This is a genomic window from Caballeronia sp. KNU42, from assembly GCF_053760385.1.
In genome coordinates this window covers 2,397,737-2,415,717 of sequence record NZ_CM132389.1, presented here as the reverse complement: position 1 = coordinate 2,415,717, position 17,981 = coordinate 2,397,737, and the positions used below count along the sequence as shown (strand labels likewise).

Here is a 17,981-nt window from a genome sequence, read left to right as displayed (position 1 = left end):
TTTCTACGCCTCCTCGACAGACAGGAAGCGGAATTCAATGCCGCCTGCGCCGTTCAGCGCAAGGTGCACGCCGCCGAACGGTTCCGCGATCGAAATGCGCTCCAGCACCTGACGCGCCAGCTCGGGCAATACCGATTGCGTCAGGATGTGATCGACATTGCGCGCGCCGCTATCGACTTCCTTGCAGCGCTCGGTGATCAGCGCAGCCAACGGTTCATCCCACGTGAGGCGCGCATGATGATTGCGCTCGAAACGTTGCGCGAGCCGCGTGAGCTTGAGGTTAACGATCGATGTGATCTGCGCGTCGCCGAGCGGGTAATACGGCACGAGCACGAGACGGCCGAGAAACGCAGGGCTGAATTGCTTGAGCAACGCCGGACGCAGGCGTTCGGTCAACGCTTCGGGTTCCGGGCGACGGCCGCCCTGGCACGCGTCGGTGATGATGTCCTGGGCCGCATTCGATGTCAGCAGGATCAGCGTGTTCTTGAAGTCGATCGGCACGCCTTCGCCGTCTTCCATCACGCCCTTGTCGAACACCTGGAAAAACAGTTCGAGCACGTCAGGATGGGCTTTTTCCATTTCGTCCAGCAGCACGACGCTGTATGGGCGACGCCGCACCGCTTCGGTCAGCACGCCGCCGCGTCCATAGCCGACATAACCGGGCGGCGCGCCCTTCAGGCCCGACACGCTGTGGGCTTCCTGGAACTCGGACATGTTCACCGTGATCATGTTGCGCTCGCCGCCGTACAGCGTGTCCGCGAGCGCAAATGCCGTTTCGGTCTTGCCCACTCCGCTCGGACCCACCAGCAGGAATACGCCGACCGGCTTGCCTGGATCGTCGAGATCGGCGCGGAACGTGCGCACCCGGCGCGCGATGGCATCGAGCGCCTGGTTCTGGCCGACCACGCGCTCGGCGAGCTTGTCCTGCAGATACAGCACCGTGTGCAGTTCATCGGCGAGCATGCGGCCAACCGGAATCCCGGTCCAGCCTGAAATCACCTTGGCCACCGTGCTGGAGTCGACGCAGACCGGCACCATCGGCTCATCGCTTTGCACGGCTTCGAGCCCTTTCTCAAGACGTGCAAGATTCGCCGTCAACGACGCGCCGTCTTCGCTATCCTCGCCTTCCGCCGCCTTGTTTTCGTCCGCCAGATGAAGGCCGATCTTCTTGCGCCACGCGATGATTTCACCCACCGCGTGCTTTTCCGTGGCGAGCTTGTCGCTTAGCCGCGCGTGCTGTGCGCGATGTTCTTCGAGTTGCTTCGTGACGGCGGCGATCGCGTCCACATGATCGCTGCCGGTGGCGGCCTCGTGACGCAGGATGCGCAACTGGTTCTCGTTGGTCTCGATCAAGCGGCCCAATGCTTCAATTTCCTCCGGCACGCCGTTCTGGCCGATAGCGACCCGCGCGCAGGCGGTGTCGAGCACGCTGATCGCCTTGTCGGGCAATTGGCGTCCGGAAATGTAGCGATGCGATAGCTTGACCGCATCACGCACCGCGTCGTCGAGAATTTCTACGCCGTGATGTTCCTCGAGTTTTTGCACCATGCCACGCAGCATATCGATGGCCACCGCTTCGGTCGGCTCTTCGACCTTCACCACCTGGAAGCGCCTTGCAAGCGCCGGGTCACGTTCAACGTATTTCTTGTATTCGGCCCATGTCGTCGCAGCGATGGTGCGCAGTTCGCCGCGCGCCAGCGCCGGTTTGAGCAGGTTGGCCGCATCGCCTTGGCCTTCGCTGCCGCCCGCGCCAATCAACTGATGCGCTTCATCGATGAACAGGATCACGGGAATCGGCGACGCCTTCACTTCAGCGATCACCGACTTCAGGCGATTTTCGAATTCGCCCTTCACGCCGGCGCCGGCCTGCAACAACGCGAGATCGAGCGAGCGCACCGACACGTTCACCAGTGCGGGCGGCACATCGCCCTGCACGATGCGTTGCGCGAAACCTTCGACCACTGCCGTCTTGCCGACACCCGCTTCGCCGGTCAGGATCGGATTGTTCTGGCGGCGTCGCAGCAACACGTCGATCAGTTGGCGGATCTCCGCATCGCGACCACGGATCGGGTCGATCGCGCCTTCGCGGGCTAAAGCGGTAAGGTCGACGGTGTACTGGTCAAGCGCTGTGCGCTGCGTGCCGCCTGCTTGACCGCGAGGCATTGACGGCATCGCCGGTTGTGATGGCGACGGTTCGCTGTCGGTGGCTTTGCCAGTTGACGCTGCGCTGCGCGCAGCGGCACCGCCGGCGTCTTCCGCCGAATCGGCCAGCAAAGTAGGCAACAGTTCGCGCAAAGCCGCACGCGGAATATTCAGCAACGCCGGCGCCGAATCGAGCAACAGACCGCGCAAGCTGTCGACTTCGAGCAGTGCGAGCAACAACGTGCCCGAGCGGATCTGTTGCTCGGCGAGCAGCATCGAACTCAACAACCACGCTTCCTGGAACAGCGACGAGAAATTCGGCGACAAGGCCGGCGTGCGGCCGTTGCCGCGCTTGAACTGGTCAACCGATTTCTGCAGTTGCGCAATCAACGCGTCCGGCTTGATCTGGAAATGCGCGAGGATCGCGTGCAGATCAGGCGCATCCAGTTCCAGCAATGTCAGCAGCAGATGCTCGACATCGACGTTGTAATGCGTCTGCCGCACGCACAATTGCGCGGCCTGTTCCATCGCGTGCTTGCACTCCGGGTTGAGCCGGCTCAGCAGCGTACGGATATCAATGTTCATGCGCTGCATCCTTCGTAGTGACGCTTGGGTTCGCCGGCCGCGCGCAGCGTTAGCCGAACCGGAGCCGGCGCCGCGGTAGTCGTACCGGATTTATAGGGTGTATCGGTCTCGCGTGCTTCGCTGCCCTGCGTGCCAGTCACCCACGAGGTCCAGCCAAGCCGGGCCGCATTCGGGCCGCCGAGCGCGCAGGTCACTTTTTGCGGCGCGAGTTTCAGCACGAACTCCACATCGAAATCCTGTTGCACGTAGCAGCGAATCAGCCATTGCGCCAGCGCATGATCCGGGCCACCGGGCAACAATGCGGCAAAGCGCGCACGCGAAAGATCAGCGAACTCGATGCGAATGCCCGCCGCCTGGTCCCATGCCCGGCGCCCGAGCATGCTCTGCCCGCCGAGCCGGGGTGCACGCGTTCCCACGCGCGCAAGCCGCAGCGAATCCGTCTTGTCGATCTCACGCCAGCCACCGACAAACTGCACACCGCGCACCGGCATCCCGAGGCGGTCGGACAGCAACGCGAGCAGGCCCGTCATCGAGCGCGGCGCGGCACTGAGCAGTCCGGCGTGGCGCAGCCACAGGTGTTCGCCGTGCGGGCCTCGCAATGCTCCACGCAGCCCGAGGTTGCTCAACGAATCGAGACAGGCAGCCAGCGCCGATGAATGAGGTGAGCGCCAGTTAAGACCCGGCGCGTGCTTCTTGCGGCTGCGATAGAGAAACGACAGGAAGCGATGGTTGAAGATATCGAGCAGATCAGCGGTTGCCAAGTCGCGCTGCGCACGGCCTTCCAGCACGAGTTCGGTGAACGGCATGGGCAACGGACCGTTTGCGCCGGCCAGCGTCAACACCGGCGTTGATAGCGTGTAGGCCGGACGGTGTGCATCGTGTGCTTCATGAACTTCATTCGTTTCATGAGCGGACCGGCGCTTCGGCAGTTCGCCTTGCCGCACGCTGCGCACATCGCTTGGCTCGAAAGTAAGCGACACGAAGCCGCTCAGCCGCACGCCTTCGCCCGCGCCATTGCCGCGCCCGAGCGGACGCCCGTGAGGCACTGCGCGCTCGAGCAGACTGATGGCCTGGAACAAATCGAACCCTTGCGGATTCGCGATGAGCCGGGCGATCAGAGCAGCTGCTGGCAACCGGTCATCGGTTCCCATTGCTTCCATATCTCGTCTCCACGGCGCACGACCAACCGCACAAAAGAATTGACCGATGTGTACATCGCGAAAAAGCGCGCGAGCACCGCGCCCATCAGCAACGGCGAGCCACCGACGAACGCATGCGGATCGAACTCGATGCTGACTTCCGTGCCGCGGCAGTATCCGCGCCATGCGTCGGCGCCGACATGCGCGGTCACGTTGCGCGCCTGAATGCTCTTGATGCCGTGAATCTGGTCCTGCTCACGCGTGCTGTCCGACGCGAACAGACGCAGCATTTCCTGCAACTGCTTGTGCCCCGTCGCGCCACTCACGAGCGAGTGATAGTTGAGCGTCAGCATGGAGATCAGCCGCCACAGCGTCTCGCTGCCGAGCGGCGGACTGCGCTGCAGAGTCGGTTCATAAAGGCAACGAACCCGCACGTTCTGCGAGACCTTTTCCAGCATCATTCGCGCGCCGACCGGCAACTGTTCGGCAAGGTGCCGATTGGTGCACATCACGTTCGCGTAGACGACCGGCTCGGTCGGCTGGCTGCCGACATTGCCTGCATCGACGAAGCTCAGGAACATGTCGGTGCCCTGCACGTTCTCGCGCAGGCTATGCTCGCGGCGCGCTGACCAGAAGACTGTCGCGCCGTTCGCGTCTACATGATCGATCGCGGAGAACCCCGGCACGGTCGCCGAGCGTTCCATCGACGGGTCGGACGCGACCACGGAGACAATCGAATGGATCTCGGTCATGGCGTCGCGCCGCTGGTCCGCGACCAGCCGATATTCGTACTGCCGATGATCGATCGCGATGGGCTCGCTGGTCTGCGAAAACAGGTTCACGATCGGCGTGCAGCCAAGCTTGAAATGTTGCGCGCCCAGCATGCCGAGTCCGCGCGGCACCCGCTCCAGATGCAGCACGATTTCACACGTGCGGCCGGTGCCGAGGCGACCCGCCAGATGATGCAGATCGAAGAAATGAAACTTGCGCGGGAACGCGAAATACTCCTGCATCAGCCCATAAGCCGGCTGCGCATGCGGCGGCTGCGGCAGCACGCTGTCGGCTTCCGCGTAGCCCACTTCGCGCCATGCCGACGCGGGCAACACGACACCTCCACCACTCTCCGGCCGCACCGATACATCGGTCACGCCCGACGCCAGCAATTCATAGAGCGGCATTGTCGTCATCCAGTCGCCGTGCAAATGGATGCGCAATTGCTTCAGTTCGAGCTCCGAGAAATCGACGCCCGGTTCGCACTCGAGCGTGAGTCGCAGCGTGGAGTCGTCGCCGAACGCGGCCCGGCTGATCCGCAGCGGCCAGAGCACCGTCTCCCACGCCGTGCGGAAGCGGCAGGAATCACCGCTCTCGGTCAACGCCTGCAAGCCCGTATGACGCGCCACCTTGAAACCCGCCGTCACCTTGCCCTGGCTCGGATCGAGTTCGAACTGTGCGACGGTCATCGACGGTATCGGCTGAACGAGCGACGGGCAAACGTTGTCCATCAAGGCCGAAGCAACCTGAGGAAATTCCTGATCGAGATCACGATGCACACGCGCCGCGAGAAATGCCGTGGCTTCAATCAGCCGCTCGGTGTGAGGGTCCAGCGATTCCGTGCCGTGCAACGCAAGCCGCGCCGCAACCTTCGGATAACGTTGCGCGAAATCGGCGCCTTGCGTGCGCAGATAGGACAGCTCGCGTTTGTAGTACTGGAGGATATCGTCGCGGGCGAGATCAGCCATGTTCCACCCAACGCGGGTCCGCGGTGTACTGACCCGCCGACGACGCCAGTTCAAAAGCAACATGGCCCACGCCGGTTGCTTCACGAATCTGGCCGCCGATCAGCAGGATGGCGTCGGGCGCGTGATCGGCGGGAAAGGCAAAACTGACGGTGACATCCTTGAGACGCGGTTCGAACAACTGAATCGCGTGCCGGATCGCAGCAGCAATCGCGTCACGATCGTCACCCGATCGCAACGAACGCTCCGAGAAGTCCGGCACGCCGTAGTCGATGACACTGCCATCGGTTGCGCCGAACGCCTCGAAGGTGAGCCGCGAACGCGTGTTCAGCAACCTGCCCAGATCGCGCGCCACCGAATCCCGCAGCACATTCCTGCCCGGGGATTGGGTCTCGCCGCCTGCGGCGAGACGGTCGAACAAGGGCATGGCTGAACCCCTTGAAGTTGCCGGCATGACGCGAATACTCCTGATACTGATAAGCAGATTGTGAAACGTCCTTCGCCTGACGCGGCCCATCCCCGGCTATCAGGCCGGTGGCGAAACCGGGACGTTCTTCGACAGGTCCCAGCCGAACGATGCGTTGCCCTTCTTGGTCGAGTCGATGTTCTGCTGCGTGTATTGCGACGTCATCTGCGTGAAGTTGAGCGAGAACGTGTCGCCCATTTCACCGCCGCCGCTCGTGCCGATGGACGACACCATCGAATTGGTCAGCACGTACTTCATGTGCAGCATGAACTTGCCGTTTTCGTTGCGGCCGATGGAGAGCGTTGCGTCGCCGAGCTTGGTGCCTTGGGCACAAGCCGCGAACAGACCCGGCGTTGCCTGGTCGGTGCTCTTCGAGAACGAGAACTCCTGGAAGTTCGGGCGGCCGAGCGTGCGTTCCGTATTGGTCGCGTCCATGCCCATTGGCAGCGAAACGGAGTGCGAGAACGAGTGGATCACGATCTGATCGGCGTAGCCGTCGATCATCGCGTTACCCTTGATGTCCTTGATGGAGAGAAGAATCGTATCCATGACTGTCCTGGTTTATTGGGTGAGATTTAGCGAAGCTTGCGTGCGGCCGGGCCGCACGCAATGCATCAGGCTGCCGCTGCCGGCAGTTCCGCGACGAGGCGAATCGAAGCGGTCAGTTCTTCCATCTGGAAATGCGGCTTCAGGAAACAGGTGGCGCGATACGCACCCGGCTTGCCCGGCACTTCCGTCACGTCCACCCGCGCTTCGCCCAGCGGATAACGCGCCTTCGACGCTTGCGACGCCGACGGATTGATCAGCACGTAGTCGGCAATCCAGTTGTTCAGATAGCTTTCGACATCGGCGCGCGTCTGGAAGCTGCCGATCTTGTCGCGGATGATGACCTTCAGGTAGTGCGCGAAACGCGAAGCGGCGAGCACGTACGGCAGGCGCGACGACAGTTGCGCATTCGCGTTCGCCGAGTCCTTGTTGTAGGCCTTCGGACGATTGGCGGTCTGGCTGCCGAAGAACGTCGCGAAGTTGGAGCCCTTCGAATTGACGATCGCGATGAAGCCGAGGTCGTTCAGTTCCTTCTCGCGGCGATCGGTGATCGTCACTTCGGTCGGGCACTTCAGCACGACATCGCCTTCGCCGGTCTTGAACGTGTGAGCGACCATGCCGTCCACCTTGCCGCCGCCTTCAACGCCGCGAATGGCCGTCGACCAGTTGTACTTGGCAAAGGCGTCGGTAATGCGCAGGCCCAGTTGGTAAGCCGAGTTGGCCCACAGGTACTTGCTGTGGTCGGTGCCATCGACGTTTTCTTCGAAGCTGAAGCTGTCCACCGGCTTGGTCTTCGCGCCATACGGCAAACGCGCGGCGTACGACGGCAGCACGAGTGACACGTAGCGGGAATCTTCCGAATCGCGGAAGCTGCGCCATGCGGCGAGTTCAGCGCTTTCGAACGTCTTCGAGAGATCGCGCGTCACGCCCAGTTCCGTGTACGACTTCATGTCGAACAGGCTTGGTGCAGCCGCGGTGATGAACGGTGCGTGGGCGGCAGCGGCGACCTTCGAAATGCGTTCGAGCAACGCGAGGTCTTGCGGATGACGGCCGAAGCTGTAATCGCCGATCAGCAGCGAATACGGATAGCCACCGAACGTGCCGTACTCTTCTTCGTAGATCTTCTTGAACAGCACGCTCATGTCGTGATCGACGGCCGTTTCAAGATCCTTCAGCAGTTCTTTCTTTGTGACGTTGAGCAGGCGCAACTTCAGCTTCGTGCTCGTCTCGGTGCCGTACACCATGTCGTGCAAACCACTCCACGACGCTTCGAGCGCCTGGAATGACGGGTCATGCATGATCGCGTTGAGCTGATCGGTCAGGAGCGAATCGATTTCAGCGACGCGTTCGTTGATCATCGCGACAACGCTCTTGTCCGGGCTCGTGCGCATGCCTTCGTCGAGAATCTGCGACGCGAGTTGCCCGATCAGCTTCTTCGCGTAGACGCTTTGCGACTCCTCGACCGCCATGTTGCCTTCATGAACGATGCGTTCAAGCAGGCTCAGTTCGGCGCCGGATGCCGGTGCTTCGAGTGTCTGGGTATCGTGGGTATCGTGGGTATCGCTTGCCGCCGTGCCGGCTGCATTCTTGCTTGCCATCTGGATCACCTATGAAAGTTCGTTACGCCCGCGGTTGTGGGCATGCAATGCCATTGCGTCCCGTTGCGGGCATTAAGCGGCGGGTGTGGCTTCGTCGGCGGCAGCCACGGCCACCGGCTTGTCCCCGGCGTGAGCCTGGCTTTGAACTTTCTTCAGCTCCTCCGAGTTTTGGACGATGCGCTCCAGCATCAGGTCGAGCTCGTCGTTACCGTCGAGCTTGGCAAGCAGGTCACGCAGTTGCTGACGTGCTTCGAGCAGCTTGGCCAAACGCGGAACTTGCTGAACGATCGCTTCCGGATGGAAATCACCGAACTTGGCGAAGTTAAGTTCGACCTTGAGGTTGCCTTCGCCTTTCATCGTGTCGGGAACCGACAGGTCGAGGCGCGGTGCGATCTTGCTCATGATCTCGTCGAAGTTGTCGCGATCGATTTCGACCAGCCGGCGTTCTTTCAGCTTGGGCAGTGGCTCTGCCGGTTGACCCGATAAATCGGCGAGAAGGCCGACGACCATCGGCAATTCGCGCTTTTCAATTGCGTCGCCGATTTCCACGTCATAGGTGATCTGGACGCGCGGCGGACGATTGCGCCCGACCCACTTCTGCAAACTATTGGACATACGTATCTCCCAGGGAAGCTCGAATGCATTTGAGGAACCGTCCCGTTCGCCCGGATTCGAAGGCGACCGGAAAATCAGGTAATTCGGCGAAGAACACGCAGGAATTGCAGTACGAGGACGGGCGCGCGCGAACGCCGCTAAAAGTCCTCATACGTATATCGGCCGGGGGTTTCGGTTCTTTAGACCTTTTCCTCAGGTTTCGGGTTAGTCCCTATGACGGGGCTTTAGAGACAGTACTTTCGGATTTTATTTGTCTTATCAATATCAAGTTAGATCATTCATCTAATTAATACAAAGACATTGTGCGGTTATTTGTCTTATAAAATATCGCTGCTTTATGACAATCATAAAATCGGCTTTAAGCACGCTCGTTTTATAGTCAGCATGCCTAAGCGGCAGGACGTTCTATCAGGTCTAATTCGCGGTTAAAACGAAAGGAGTGAATTCGGTCGGTCAAGGACGCACGAGTGTCCGGCGGGAACGGCCCTCGCATCGGGCTGGCGAACGTCTGTGAACGAACGACGATGCGAGGTCCTGCCGACGCTTGGGCAGAACAGCGTGCGCGCCTCCCAAGCAGGCGCGCACACGAGCCGCACAGTGCCTAGGTTGCCGCAATGAACGCCGCGGCCTTGCCGGCCATCGTATCGTTGCCGTGGTGGTGCACGGCGTGATCGAGCAGGCCTTGAATACCACCGCGCGTTTCTGTTTGACGTGCCTGGAACTTGAAGCCGGCAGTCTGCAAATACCGCGCGCCGAAACCCTTCAGCCGGGAAAAGTAGGCTACGCCGCTGTCGTAGGTCGCTCGATCAACCACCTCGCGACCCGTTTTCTCCTCGTCCCTGAACAAGTTGACGAGGGTCATCAGGCTGCCGCAAATTCCGGTATTGAGCGTGAGCATCGGGATCAGCGGGCTCGCGTCGCAACCCTCCTGGAAGAACGCCTTGAACTTCTCCAGGTCGTGAATGATGCCGCCTCGGGTGGGGTCCATATTCGGCTGGAACTCCAGGCCGCGCGGGCCCGGGTCGCGCGTGGCAAGCTCCCGCTCCGCCAGGTAGAACTCGCGTGCCTTGACGAGAAACGCCTTGATCTTGCTTTGCTCCCACAAGCGGAAGGTGAACTTCACCAGCCACTCGACGCCCGTGACAATCGCCGACACGAGACTGCCTGCGCCCGGCAGGAAGGAGTTCAGCGCCATGGAAATCACCCCTTTCAGCGTGGTCCACAGGCCCTGGAAGATGCCCGATTCCATTTCGCCCTCGAGCGCCGCGGCAATCAGTTCCGGGTGTCCGGGATTCAGCTCGATGCGCCGCCGTTGCAGCCAGGCGCCGACCTGTTCCGCCGCCGCGCGCAAGGTCTTGACGATGCCCGCGCCAATGTCCATGGCAGCACCAATAAAAGGCGCCGCGCTGGCGAGGCACTGTGTGACGACGACCTTGATCAGCGAACGGACGATGCTGCCGGCCAGGTTGAACGTGCCGGCAGACGAGCCGAGCAAGGCATTCTTGATTTTCTCGAAGGCCCACGTGACGGCGCTGTCTATCTCGCGGCGCAAGTTGTTAAGCGTTTCAGTAATGGTGACGAACGCCGTGCCGACCAAGGTCGTAGGCAGCACCCACGGGTTGAGGAACAAGGCTGGATCGTCCTTGATCATGTCAAAGCCGGCCTGGGTCACCGGGTAGGTCCAGGTCACCTTGGACTTTACAACCGGGCTTTCGGCGTTATCCATGCCGGGCCTGACGGTGCCTGTGGGAGACCATAGCCGCTCGCGGCCATTGGGGTCACTGATGCCGAAGGTCGAGTCGATCGTCTTGCCTGCCTTGGGCACCAGTTTGACGGCCGTCGCGGCGCCCCTGGAGATCGCCTGAGCGGACACCTGGTGCCCAGCCACCGCGACATGCCGGGCGCCCTGCGTGGCGCTGTTCAAATGTTGCATGTTGGTCGCAAAGCCCGATCCGACTGCGCCGCCCACGGCGCCTACGCCCTCCATCGCGATGGTGAAGCAGTTCATGTCGATGTCGATATTGCCCAACAGGTAAAGCACGCCGTAGCGCGAATGCGGGATATCGAATGTCTGGATCTTGCTGCGTGCGGCTGCGGCTGACGGCCGGGGCGGCGCAACGGCTGTCGCCTCCCGGAATATGTATTCCATCAGGCCGCCGCTTTCCGTGTTGCGCGGTACTCGCGACCAGACACCGCCTTTCTCGGCCAGGTAGTCGTCGAGCGCGTCGCGCAGGGTGGCAGCCTTGAGTTGGTCGAAGCGCGCTGTGCACCAGGCGGTGTATGCAGCATCGACCCGGCGCGTGCTCGCGCTTCGCGAACTGAGTGTGAGCGCCGTACGCCGGATCCACTCGGTTACATTGACAACGGCTAACGGTCCTTTTGCGCCCATATCCAGATCCCCTGTCGCCGATTCAACGGCTTATCCTAGTATCGAACCCTATTCCGTCGAATAAGGTAAGTGAACTTCTACACCGAGCTCTTATGCGTCCGCCGAAATGCCGTCAAGTAGTTAACGGCGCGCGCGGGGCGGACTTTAGTGGCAAAACAAAATCTCGCATGCGCCACGCATGCTATCCGTCGCGTGTTACAGGAGGTTCAACGGCCCTCCTGTCCGATGTTTTTCAATAGCAAGCCTTGCTCATTCTCCGCTCACTCTTCAGGCCTACGATGCACTCCATCGACGAGCGGCACCCTGTTTAACGGCTCATTCCAATTGCCTGCTGCATTCGTCGCGACGAGGCGGACCGCCGGTCCGCCATCAATCGAATCACTGACGGGAGTGCATCATGTTTGCAAAATTCACCAATACGCTGAATGAATTTTTCTTCACGACTGAAGAGCAGAAACGCGAGGCTTATCTGGGGGAGTCAGTCGACTTCGTCGATCTCGAACGTCGCATGCACGCGTTCGAGATGAACCACCAGCCGGTCAGCTTGTATTCAAGTGGCGCGCCGCGTGACTGGCACGTTTGATTTCGAGGTTGGCTGCAACGCATCACGCGCTAATTTTGTTCTCACTCTGCCGCGTGATGATACGGCCATGGATCACGAACGGCACAGTCCGCAGTGTTCCACTGTTCCACTACAAAGAGGCACCCGGAATGTTCACCAGGATTCTAGTTGCGGTTAGTGCAAGCTCGGTCGATACGGTATTGGAATCGGCCATCGACATCGCCAGGAAATACGATGCACGCATTTTTGTGCTGCACGTGGTCGACCCCGCGCCCTGCTGGATGGGGCCCATGGATTACGACTTCGGACTTGCGGTCGAGTTGCTGGAAACACATGGACGAGAAATCGTCACGCAAGCGGCGAATGTGCTTGCCGACCATTCACGTCCCGCCGAAACCCGTATGGTCACGCTGCCGATAGCGGGTCAAACGGTAGGCGGAGCGATCGCTTCTGCCGCCGAGACGTCGGGTGCCGATCTGATTCTTCTCGGCGAGCGGAAATCGGGCTGGTTGCGCTGGCTGAGCGCGGACGTTGCCTCCGAGGTACGGCGCCATACGAACACGCCGATTCAGGTTGTCTCCGGAAAGTCATTGGCGGCTCGACGCGTCGTGCCGCAACACCCTGGGCCGAGGCGTCGGCGGCTGACGCCCGATAATCTGGGCACCGGCATCGATTGCGATATTCGCCTCTGACCGGCGGCCACGCGATCACCAAGATTCATTGAACGATAAACCCAATCCTCGGCATGACATCCCAATCAATTCGTCATCCTTATTTAGTGGATAAATAGGTTGAACGGAATCGCCACGGCGATTCATCTGGATCATTTCAGAGTCCATATCACCGGGCCGTTCCTGCCGAGATAACAAGGAGTAGAGAATGCGTCACTATCATCGCAACAGTCCCGAGGCCGCGGGCCGCATCCTGGCGGCATGCCTGCTTTCCGACGGACACCTTGGCCTCACGGAACTTGAGGCGCTCGATCGCTGCGGCATGGAAAGCCGGCTGTCGTTGGATCGCAGCCGTTTGCTCTCCATCGTGCAAACCCTTTACGAAGACCTGACGCGCTCCGGGTATCTGAGCTGGAGCGACGTATGTCAGGTCAATCCCGAGACACTCGCCTGGCTGGCGGCCGATGTGCACGACCGGCAACTGCGTCGCGACATCATCGAGCTATGCAACGAGGCCGTCATGGCGGACCGTAGCCATTGCGATCGGGAAGCCGACTTCCTGAGACTGTTGCGCGATGCGTGGCAGATTCCGGCGCATTGACTTCAGGCTCATCCTGCTCGCCTGAGCGATCGACGCCGGCTGTTTAAGAGTCGGCGTCGATCGCCACGTTCAGGTTATCGTCCTATGAACTTGAGCGCATCCATCATCGGCGTCTTTGACAGATTGACCATTCCCTGAAATGGCGTGTCGAGATCGAGGACCACAAACACGGCGGTCGTCGCCGACAATGCGCAAAGAAGAAATACAACGCACATGCTCCAGTTTCTTGGCGCACTGAAGCCGAATATGCCGAATATCACAACCAGCCATCCCACCAGGATCGCAATGAGAGGGCTTGGAATCGAGCCCCTCCTGTGTTCGAGCGCAAACCATCGACCCGCAAATATGTTGTCCCAAAGTTCCATCGCATGATCACGGCGTTTTTCCTGCGAAGGGCCGAGGGTCTGCAAAGCGAAAATGCGCCCCTGAATATCATAGGTAGTCGCGAGGATTTCGCGCGATTCCGCCTCCGCGGTCGTTCCCCTTTCGTTGGAAAACAGGAAGGCGATCCATCGCGCATAGTCGTTCTTGATGTCGACGCGCAAACCTTCAGCCGATGGGCCAAACTGCGACAAATTTCGGTCCAGCTGGATCATTGCGACACTATTGCGCTGGAGCGCGGTGTTGACCAGGTCGAGCGAGGACTTTCCGGACGAAATCAGCAGGCTGAGCACTAACGCCGACAGCGTTGCCACCAGACCAACGGCAATGCGCATCGCGGCAAGCGAGTCTTCCGAGAAATGGTGATCTGCGAGTCTTGCGCGTACGTGCGACCCAAGCGCTGCGCCCAAAAGAATGAGCAGAAGCACGATGGCAGAAAAGACATAGTGATCCATGTGGAAACGGTTTCCTTCGATCGCGTGGGCTGGGTGATTCAGGCCGAGCCGCCGTGGCAGTCATGCTGCAAATGATAGGAATGGGCGCGCAAGAGGCTATGGGTTGCGCGGCGTCCGATCCGGCGGGTTCAACAGGCAGCAAGTCCGGTGTTCCACCGGGCGGCAAAAGGTTTGGCGTTGGGGATTTTGAGGTCGCCCCGCATGCAGGCGGCGCGGACCTTAGGTGCGGTGATTGTTGTGAGCACGCGTAACGTCGATGGGTAGAGATCAAGCACCGGATTCAAGAAATGGGGCGTTCTTGCGCGATGGTCACGCTCGCCAGCGAGCGCGGGCGGATAGCTGGCTGCCGGCAGCCAGCTATCCCGACACACTCACGAATCCCGATCGGCGACGAAGCCACGACAAGGGGTGTCAGAGGTCGGTTTATGATGGAACCTACGCTTTGCCAGCGTGCTGTCCGTATGGAACGCATCGGGACATTCCGTTTTCAATTTTTCGATCATCATTTCGACATGCTCAATGCCGAACTTTGACGCGTTAATCAATTCTACTTGATGAGGATAGCTGATCTTCATGATCTATATTCCTTCCATAAATGGTTCGCTAAAATACAAGCTTAAAAATTGAAGTGGGACGCTCAGCTGTGGCTGAACAGCGAGATTCGACCGCTCTTGTACAGGTCGCGCACTTTACTCGCGAACGCTGCCTTCGGCGTCTGCTTGCACTCGCCAACTACCATGGCTACCGGAGTTCCAACATCGACGACTGTCGTCACGGTTTCCTTCACGCCCAGCTTGTCGACGCCTGAGACCCAATAGACGAGCGCGGGTTTATAGGCATCGTCCACGGCAAGGAAATCCGAGCAGCTCATTTGTGCGGGCGTGACTGGCTTTGCCGATTGTGCAAAAGCAACGGAGGACACACATACGCTGGCCAACACGGCGGTCGCAATAACAAGGTGTTTCATAACATTCTCCAGATAGTGTTGCGGGTCTTTCCGCCTTCGCGGCGGCAGGGTCCTGCTTGTTGATAAATCGATACTCCCGGCTTCGAGGATGAATGCCCGGGCTGATGATAAGTACCCTTTCGAATCGGGCACGCGTACTACAAAATGAAACTTGCCAGGCGTTGTTCACCGCAAGTGCCGGTGTGCATCGACTGGATACATCGTATAAGCGCCAAGTTAGGGAAAAATTATGTCGCCGCGAGCGAACGGGGCGTCATCCGTATTACCAGTAGCCGAAAGCCGGTTGCGGATAACCATAGACGACCGGCGCAGCCATGACCGGCGGCGGTGCGTACATGGGCGCGGTCGAATAGACGGCCGGGTGCGTGATTTCATTTCCCTTGGACGCCATGCATTGCGAATAGGCGGCGTCGTAGCGTGCTTGCAGACTCTCCGAGGTGGCCTGGGCGCCGTTGGAACCCACGGCGCTGCCGAGCAGCAAGCCGGCGCCGGCGCCGATTGCCGCGCCAATACCTGCATCGCCTGCTGCCGCGCCAAACAGCGCGCCTGCCGCCGCACCGCCTACGGTGCCGATCGCTCCGGTGCGCAGACCGTCATTGGTCGCCGCTGCCGCCGGTTGCGATGCGTTGTCAGAGCGGAACGCATAATCCCGGCAGGCGTAATCTTCCTGCTGGAATTTGCTCAGCGACTCTCCCTTGGGCGGCAACGCAACCACGGTCGGGCCGCTGGGAGGAATGACGGCGCACCCGGTCAACGAGAGGGCGATCAGGCATAGAGGTGTGGCCACGCACACGAGTTGTAAACGTTTCATGATTTAGATATCCAGTGAGTACATAGATGCCATGGTGACGTCGAAGAATTAGCGCTGAATTACTTCACGGGCCGCGACGCATGATGACGAACTAATGCGGGTTAAACCGTAGCCGGCGAGGCTGGGCAGCACGCCCATCGCTTGAGAGCGTGAATCACACTGGCGCGTCGGCCAGGCTTGTCTGCCGGCGCGACTGCGGATTGAGCTCGATCCGGCGCGTTCTGTTGTGCGGCTCATCCTGAAGAACAGCTTCGATCGCCATGCGGTCCACTTTGCCCTGTTCGGTTTGTGGCACGCGATCGACCGCGATAATGTTCACCCGGTTCGAAATGGAAGCGCCGAACACGGATTCGAGAATGCTGACGCATCGCGCAAGCTCCACGCGTCTTCCTGCCCATGGTTCAACCAACGCGTTCCATGTATAGGCCGCCGAACCGTTTCCTGGTGCATACGCCGCGGCATACCGTACGTCAGGCAGCCAGCAGAGGATTTCCTCGATCTTGGTTGGACTGATACAAACGCCGTCGATTACCGCAACATCGGACGCGCGCCCGAGAACATGCAAGTGGCCATCCTCGTCGATGAAACCGGCGTCGCCCATCCGGCACCAGCCGTTGCGAAACTTGTGCGACTCCGCTTCCGGCTGCCTGTAGTAGCCCTGCGCCACACAACCCGACCTCACCTCGATGTTGCCTATCTCGCCGACATCCGCGAATCGTTCGTCCGCGCGGCGGATGCGTACCTCGACGCCATCCACAATGCGCCCTGCGCCGGATGGCATATTGACGGTCGCCTCGTACGCAGGCGTTGCAAGCACGCTCACCAGACCCGCTTCGCTTGCGCCGTACATATGCTTGAGCACCGGGCCGAACCGCGTGATTGCGCGTTGTCGCAGAACCGCGGGCGCCGAGCCGCCGATGTGTGCAATCGAACGCAACGACGACAGATCGCGCCAGCGTGCATCCGGATGATCCATCGTTTCGAAAAGCTGCGGCTCAACCAGCAGCAAGTCGGTGATGCGTTCTGACTCGATCACGGAGAGCGTCGCGGCAGCGTCGTATTGGCGCTCGAGCACGACCGTGCCTCCACCGATCAAGGTCGAGTCCACTAGCACTTGTGAAATGTAGGCGAGCGCGCCGTTGATGAGTTGTCGCTTGTCTTCCGCCTTCTCTGCCTTGACCATTGCCGAATATGCCGCGAACGATCGCCGGCTGCATTTCGGCATGCCCGTCGTGCCGCCGGACGATACGATTACCGCGAGATCATCGGGCATGGCGCGGCTGTGCAGCGGCCGATCTGACTGTGTTGCTGCAAGCCGGTCCAGCCGAAAAGTATCCATGTCAAAACCCACTGGCACGACGCGCACAGTCACGTCGTCAGGCACGAGATGCTCTGTTTCTCCGAACACGACCAGGAGCGTGGGCTGGATTCTGGCAAGCAGTGCACTGAGTTGATCGCGCTTCGCGAGCGCAGGCATGAACAGCGTCGCGGCGCCAAGAAGATTCGCCGCGTAGCGGATGGCGAGTGCATCGGGACAATTGGGTGCGAGCAATGCGAGCAGAGAGCCTCGGCCAATACCGAGTGCCTGGAGCGCACGTGCATAGCGGAAGATCGAGCGACGCAGCGCGTCGCCGGTCACGTCAGCATGAAGATAACGCAGCACGGGTTTGTCCGGCCGCATTCCAAGCTGGTCGAGTAATGCATCGATATAAAGCCGCTCTGTTGTTTCGCTGTCATTTTTCATGATCGATCCTCCTTTGTGAATCATGGGGTGGGCATTGCTGTGCGTTTGGCCGTCAGCCTGTGCGTTATCGCAAGCCAATCCCGCTCTTGCGTTGAACGCATGATGTACGCGGAAAATGAGCGCAGAATGAGCGCGGGATCAACTGACCGGCGGAGTGCTCACAGTCCGGCTAATGAGCCAATCACAACGAGTTTCGCAGCGGCAGACGAACGCGGAATAGATGAAAGCAATTTCATTTGAGACCTGTATCTGTATTAATGGAAGCCGTGCGATTGGACGGCTGCATACACTGAAAGCGGCTAGCGCTGAATCACAAAACCAGACCAGCGCGCTGCTCATTCATTGAAGGAGGAGTACGTAAGGTTCACGGTACCGAAAATCTGGCGTGTGCGAATTCTGCTAAGTACCGATGCAATTTCCATCACCAAAACTGGGGATAAAAACGGCTGGTTTCGCGCGACCAGCTATCACGTGGGCGTCAATCTGAGCAGTTGCCCCGAGCTGAGATTCACTTGATTGCGAAACGGCATTGGACCGTAGCGGGAGTATGGCTGCCGGGTGCCTGCCGCTCAT

Annotated in this window: 16 protein-coding genes; 3 read left to right on the top strand and 13 right to left on the bottom strand. The window is 60.1% G+C overall.

Annotated features, from left to right (window positions below; all coding sequences use genetic code 11):
- Positions 1–3: 3 nt before the first annotated feature.
- From tssH to ACSOSP_RS30085, 8 genes are all read right to left on the bottom strand, one after another.
- Positions 4–2,727, bottom strand: coding sequence for a type VI secretion system ATPase TssH (tssH, locus tag ACSOSP_RS30120; protein ID WP_455312163.1), 2,724 nt, complete (start codon positions 2,725–2,727; stop codon positions 4–6).
- A complete protein-coding gene (tssG, locus tag ACSOSP_RS30115) occupies positions 2,724–3,887 on the bottom strand; it encodes a type VI secretion system baseplate subunit TssG (RefSeq protein ID WP_455312162.1) in 1,164 nt (387 codons plus the stop codon). Before tssG ends, tssH begins: the two co-directional genes overlap by 4 nt.
- On the bottom strand, positions 3,842–5,605 hold the full coding sequence (gene tssF / locus ACSOSP_RS30110; protein WP_455312161.1) for a type VI secretion system baseplate subunit TssF: 1,764 nt from the start codon (positions 5,603–5,605) through the stop codon (positions 3,842–3,844). Before tssF ends, tssG begins: the two co-directional genes overlap by 46 nt.
- A complete protein-coding gene (gene tssE / locus ACSOSP_RS30105) occupies positions 5,598–6,056 on the bottom strand; it encodes a type VI secretion system baseplate subunit TssE (RefSeq protein WP_455312159.1) in 459 nt (152 codons plus the stop codon). The genes tssF and tssE overlap by 8 nt, the downstream gene beginning before the upstream one ends.
- 72 nt (positions 6,057–6,128) lie before the next feature.
- A complete protein-coding gene (locus ACSOSP_RS30100; RefSeq protein ID WP_455312158.1) occupies positions 6,129–6,617 on the bottom strand; it encodes an Hcp family type VI secretion system effector in 489 nt (162 codons plus the stop codon).
- A gap of 65 nt (positions 6,618–6,682) precedes the next feature.
- Complete coding sequence (gene tssC / locus ACSOSP_RS30095; protein ID WP_455312157.1) at positions 6,683–8,212, bottom strand: type VI secretion system contractile sheath large subunit; 1,530 nt, start codon at positions 8,210–8,212, stop codon at positions 6,683–6,685.
- 72 nt (positions 8,213–8,284) lie between these two features.
- Positions 8,285–8,827, bottom strand: coding sequence for a type VI secretion system contractile sheath small subunit (tssB, locus tag ACSOSP_RS30090; protein ID WP_455312156.1), 543 nt, complete (start codon positions 8,825–8,827; stop codon positions 8,285–8,287).
- A gap of 601 nt (positions 8,828–9,428) precedes the next feature.
- On the bottom strand, positions 9,429–11,216 hold the full coding sequence (locus ACSOSP_RS30085) for a hypothetical protein (protein ID WP_455312155.1): 1,788 nt from the start codon (positions 11,214–11,216) through the stop codon (positions 9,429–9,431).
- Positions 11,217–11,613: 397 nt separating this feature from the next.
- Here ACSOSP_RS30085 and ACSOSP_RS30080 point away from each other — a divergent pair, with 397 nt between their 5' ends.
- The 3 genes from ACSOSP_RS30080 to ACSOSP_RS30070 all read left to right on the top strand — a co-directional run bounded on the left by ACSOSP_RS30080 (position 11,614) and on the right by ACSOSP_RS30070 (position 13,050).
- Positions 11,614–11,799, top strand: coding sequence for a DUF3563 family protein (locus tag ACSOSP_RS30080; protein WP_455312154.1), 186 nt, complete (start codon positions 11,614–11,616; stop codon positions 11,797–11,799).
- Between the two features lie 128 nt (positions 11,800–11,927).
- Entirely contained in the window at positions 11,928–12,470 is a 543-nt protein-coding gene (locus tag ACSOSP_RS30075; protein WP_455312153.1) for a universal stress protein, read from the top strand.
- A 187-nt stretch (positions 12,471–12,657) separates the two neighbouring features.
- On the top strand, positions 12,658–13,050 hold the full coding sequence (locus ACSOSP_RS30070; RefSeq protein WP_455312152.1) for a TerB family tellurite resistance protein: 393 nt from the start codon (positions 12,658–12,660) through the stop codon (positions 13,048–13,050).
- Positions 13,051–13,124: 74 nt separating this feature from the next.
- Here ACSOSP_RS30070 and ACSOSP_RS30065 read toward each other — a convergent pair whose 3' ends face one another.
- The 5 genes from ACSOSP_RS30065 to ACSOSP_RS30045 all read right to left on the bottom strand — a co-directional run bounded on the left by ACSOSP_RS30065 (position 13,125) and on the right by ACSOSP_RS30045 (position 17,408).
- Positions 13,125–13,886 (bottom strand): bestrophin-like domain, encoded by a 762-nt coding sequence (locus ACSOSP_RS30065; RefSeq protein WP_455312151.1) that lies wholly within the window; start codon positions 13,884–13,886, stop codon positions 13,125–13,127.
- 371 nt (positions 13,887–14,257) lie between these two features.
- Positions 14,258–14,461, bottom strand: a complete 204-nt coding sequence (locus ACSOSP_RS30060) for a hypothetical protein (RefSeq protein WP_455312150.1) — start codon at positions 14,459–14,461, stop codon at positions 14,258–14,260.
- A gap of 62 nt (positions 14,462–14,523) precedes the next feature.
- A complete protein-coding gene (locus ACSOSP_RS30055; protein ID WP_455312149.1) occupies positions 14,524–14,853 on the bottom strand; it encodes an HdeA/HdeB family chaperone in 330 nt (109 codons plus the stop codon).
- A gap of 262 nt (positions 14,854–15,115) precedes the next feature.
- A complete protein-coding gene (locus ACSOSP_RS30050) occupies positions 15,116–15,667 on the bottom strand; it encodes a glycine zipper family protein (protein ID WP_455313717.1) in 552 nt (183 codons plus the stop codon).
- 151 nt (positions 15,668–15,818) lie between these two features.
- On the bottom strand, positions 15,819–17,408 hold the full coding sequence (locus ACSOSP_RS30045) for a class I adenylate-forming enzyme family protein (RefSeq protein WP_455312148.1): 1,590 nt from the start codon (positions 17,406–17,408) through the stop codon (positions 15,819–15,821).
- Between the last annotated feature and the right edge of the window lie 573 nt (positions 17,409–17,981).

What these genes read in the sequence shown, in the direction of transcription:
- ACSOSP_RS30060 (WP_455312150.1), bottom strand. Translation starts at nt 14,461, where the DNA reads ATGAAGATCAGCTATCCTCATCAAGTAGAATTGATTAACGCGTCAAAG.
- ACSOSP_RS30075 (WP_455312153.1), top strand. Translation starts at nt 11,928, where the DNA reads ATGTTCACCAGGATTCTAGTTGCGGTTAGTGCAAGCTCGGTCGATACG.
- ACSOSP_RS30065 (WP_455312151.1), bottom strand. Translation starts at nt 13,886, where the DNA reads ATGGATCACTATGTCTTTTCTGCCATCGTGCTTCTGCTCATTCTTTTG.
- ACSOSP_RS30045 (WP_455312148.1), bottom strand. Translation starts at nt 17,408, where the DNA reads ATGAAAAATGACAGCGAAACAACAGAGCGGCTTTATATCGATGCATTA.
- ACSOSP_RS30080 (WP_455312154.1), top strand. Translation starts at nt 11,614, where the DNA reads ATGTTTGCAAAATTCACCAATACGCTGAATGAATTTTTCTTCACGACT.
- tssG (WP_455312162.1), bottom strand. Translation starts at nt 3,887, where the DNA reads ATGGAAGCAATGGGAACCGATGACCGGTTGCCAGCAGCTGCTCTGATC.
- tssC (WP_455312157.1), bottom strand. Translation starts at nt 8,212, where the DNA reads ATGGCAAGCAAGAATGCAGCCGGCACGGCGGCAAGCGATACCCACGAT.
- ACSOSP_RS30100 (WP_455312158.1), bottom strand. Translation starts at nt 6,617, where the DNA reads ATGGATACGATTCTTCTCTCCATCAAGGACATCAAGGGTAACGCGATG.
- tssH (WP_455312163.1), bottom strand. Translation starts at nt 2,727, where the DNA reads ATGAACATTGATATCCGTACGCTGCTGAGCCGGCTCAACCCGGAGTGC.
- ACSOSP_RS30055 (WP_455312149.1), bottom strand. Translation starts at nt 14,853, where the DNA reads ATGAAACACCTTGTTATTGCGACCGCCGTGTTGGCCAGCGTATGTGTG.
- ACSOSP_RS30085 (WP_455312155.1), bottom strand. Translation starts at nt 11,216, where the DNA reads ATGGGCGCAAAAGGACCGTTAGCCGTTGTCAATGTAACCGAGTGGATC.
- ACSOSP_RS30070 (WP_455312152.1), top strand. Translation starts at nt 12,658, where the DNA reads ATGCGTCACTATCATCGCAACAGTCCCGAGGCCGCGGGCCGCATCCTG.
- tssB (WP_455312156.1), bottom strand. Translation starts at nt 8,827, where the DNA reads ATGTCCAATAGTTTGCAGAAGTGGGTCGGGCGCAATCGTCCGCCGCGC.
- tssE (WP_455312159.1), bottom strand. Translation starts at nt 6,056, where the DNA reads ATGCCGGCAACTTCAAGGGGTTCAGCCATGCCCTTGTTCGACCGTCTC.
- tssF (WP_455312161.1), bottom strand. Translation starts at nt 5,605, where the DNA reads ATGGCTGATCTCGCCCGCGACGATATCCTCCAGTACTACAAACGCGAG.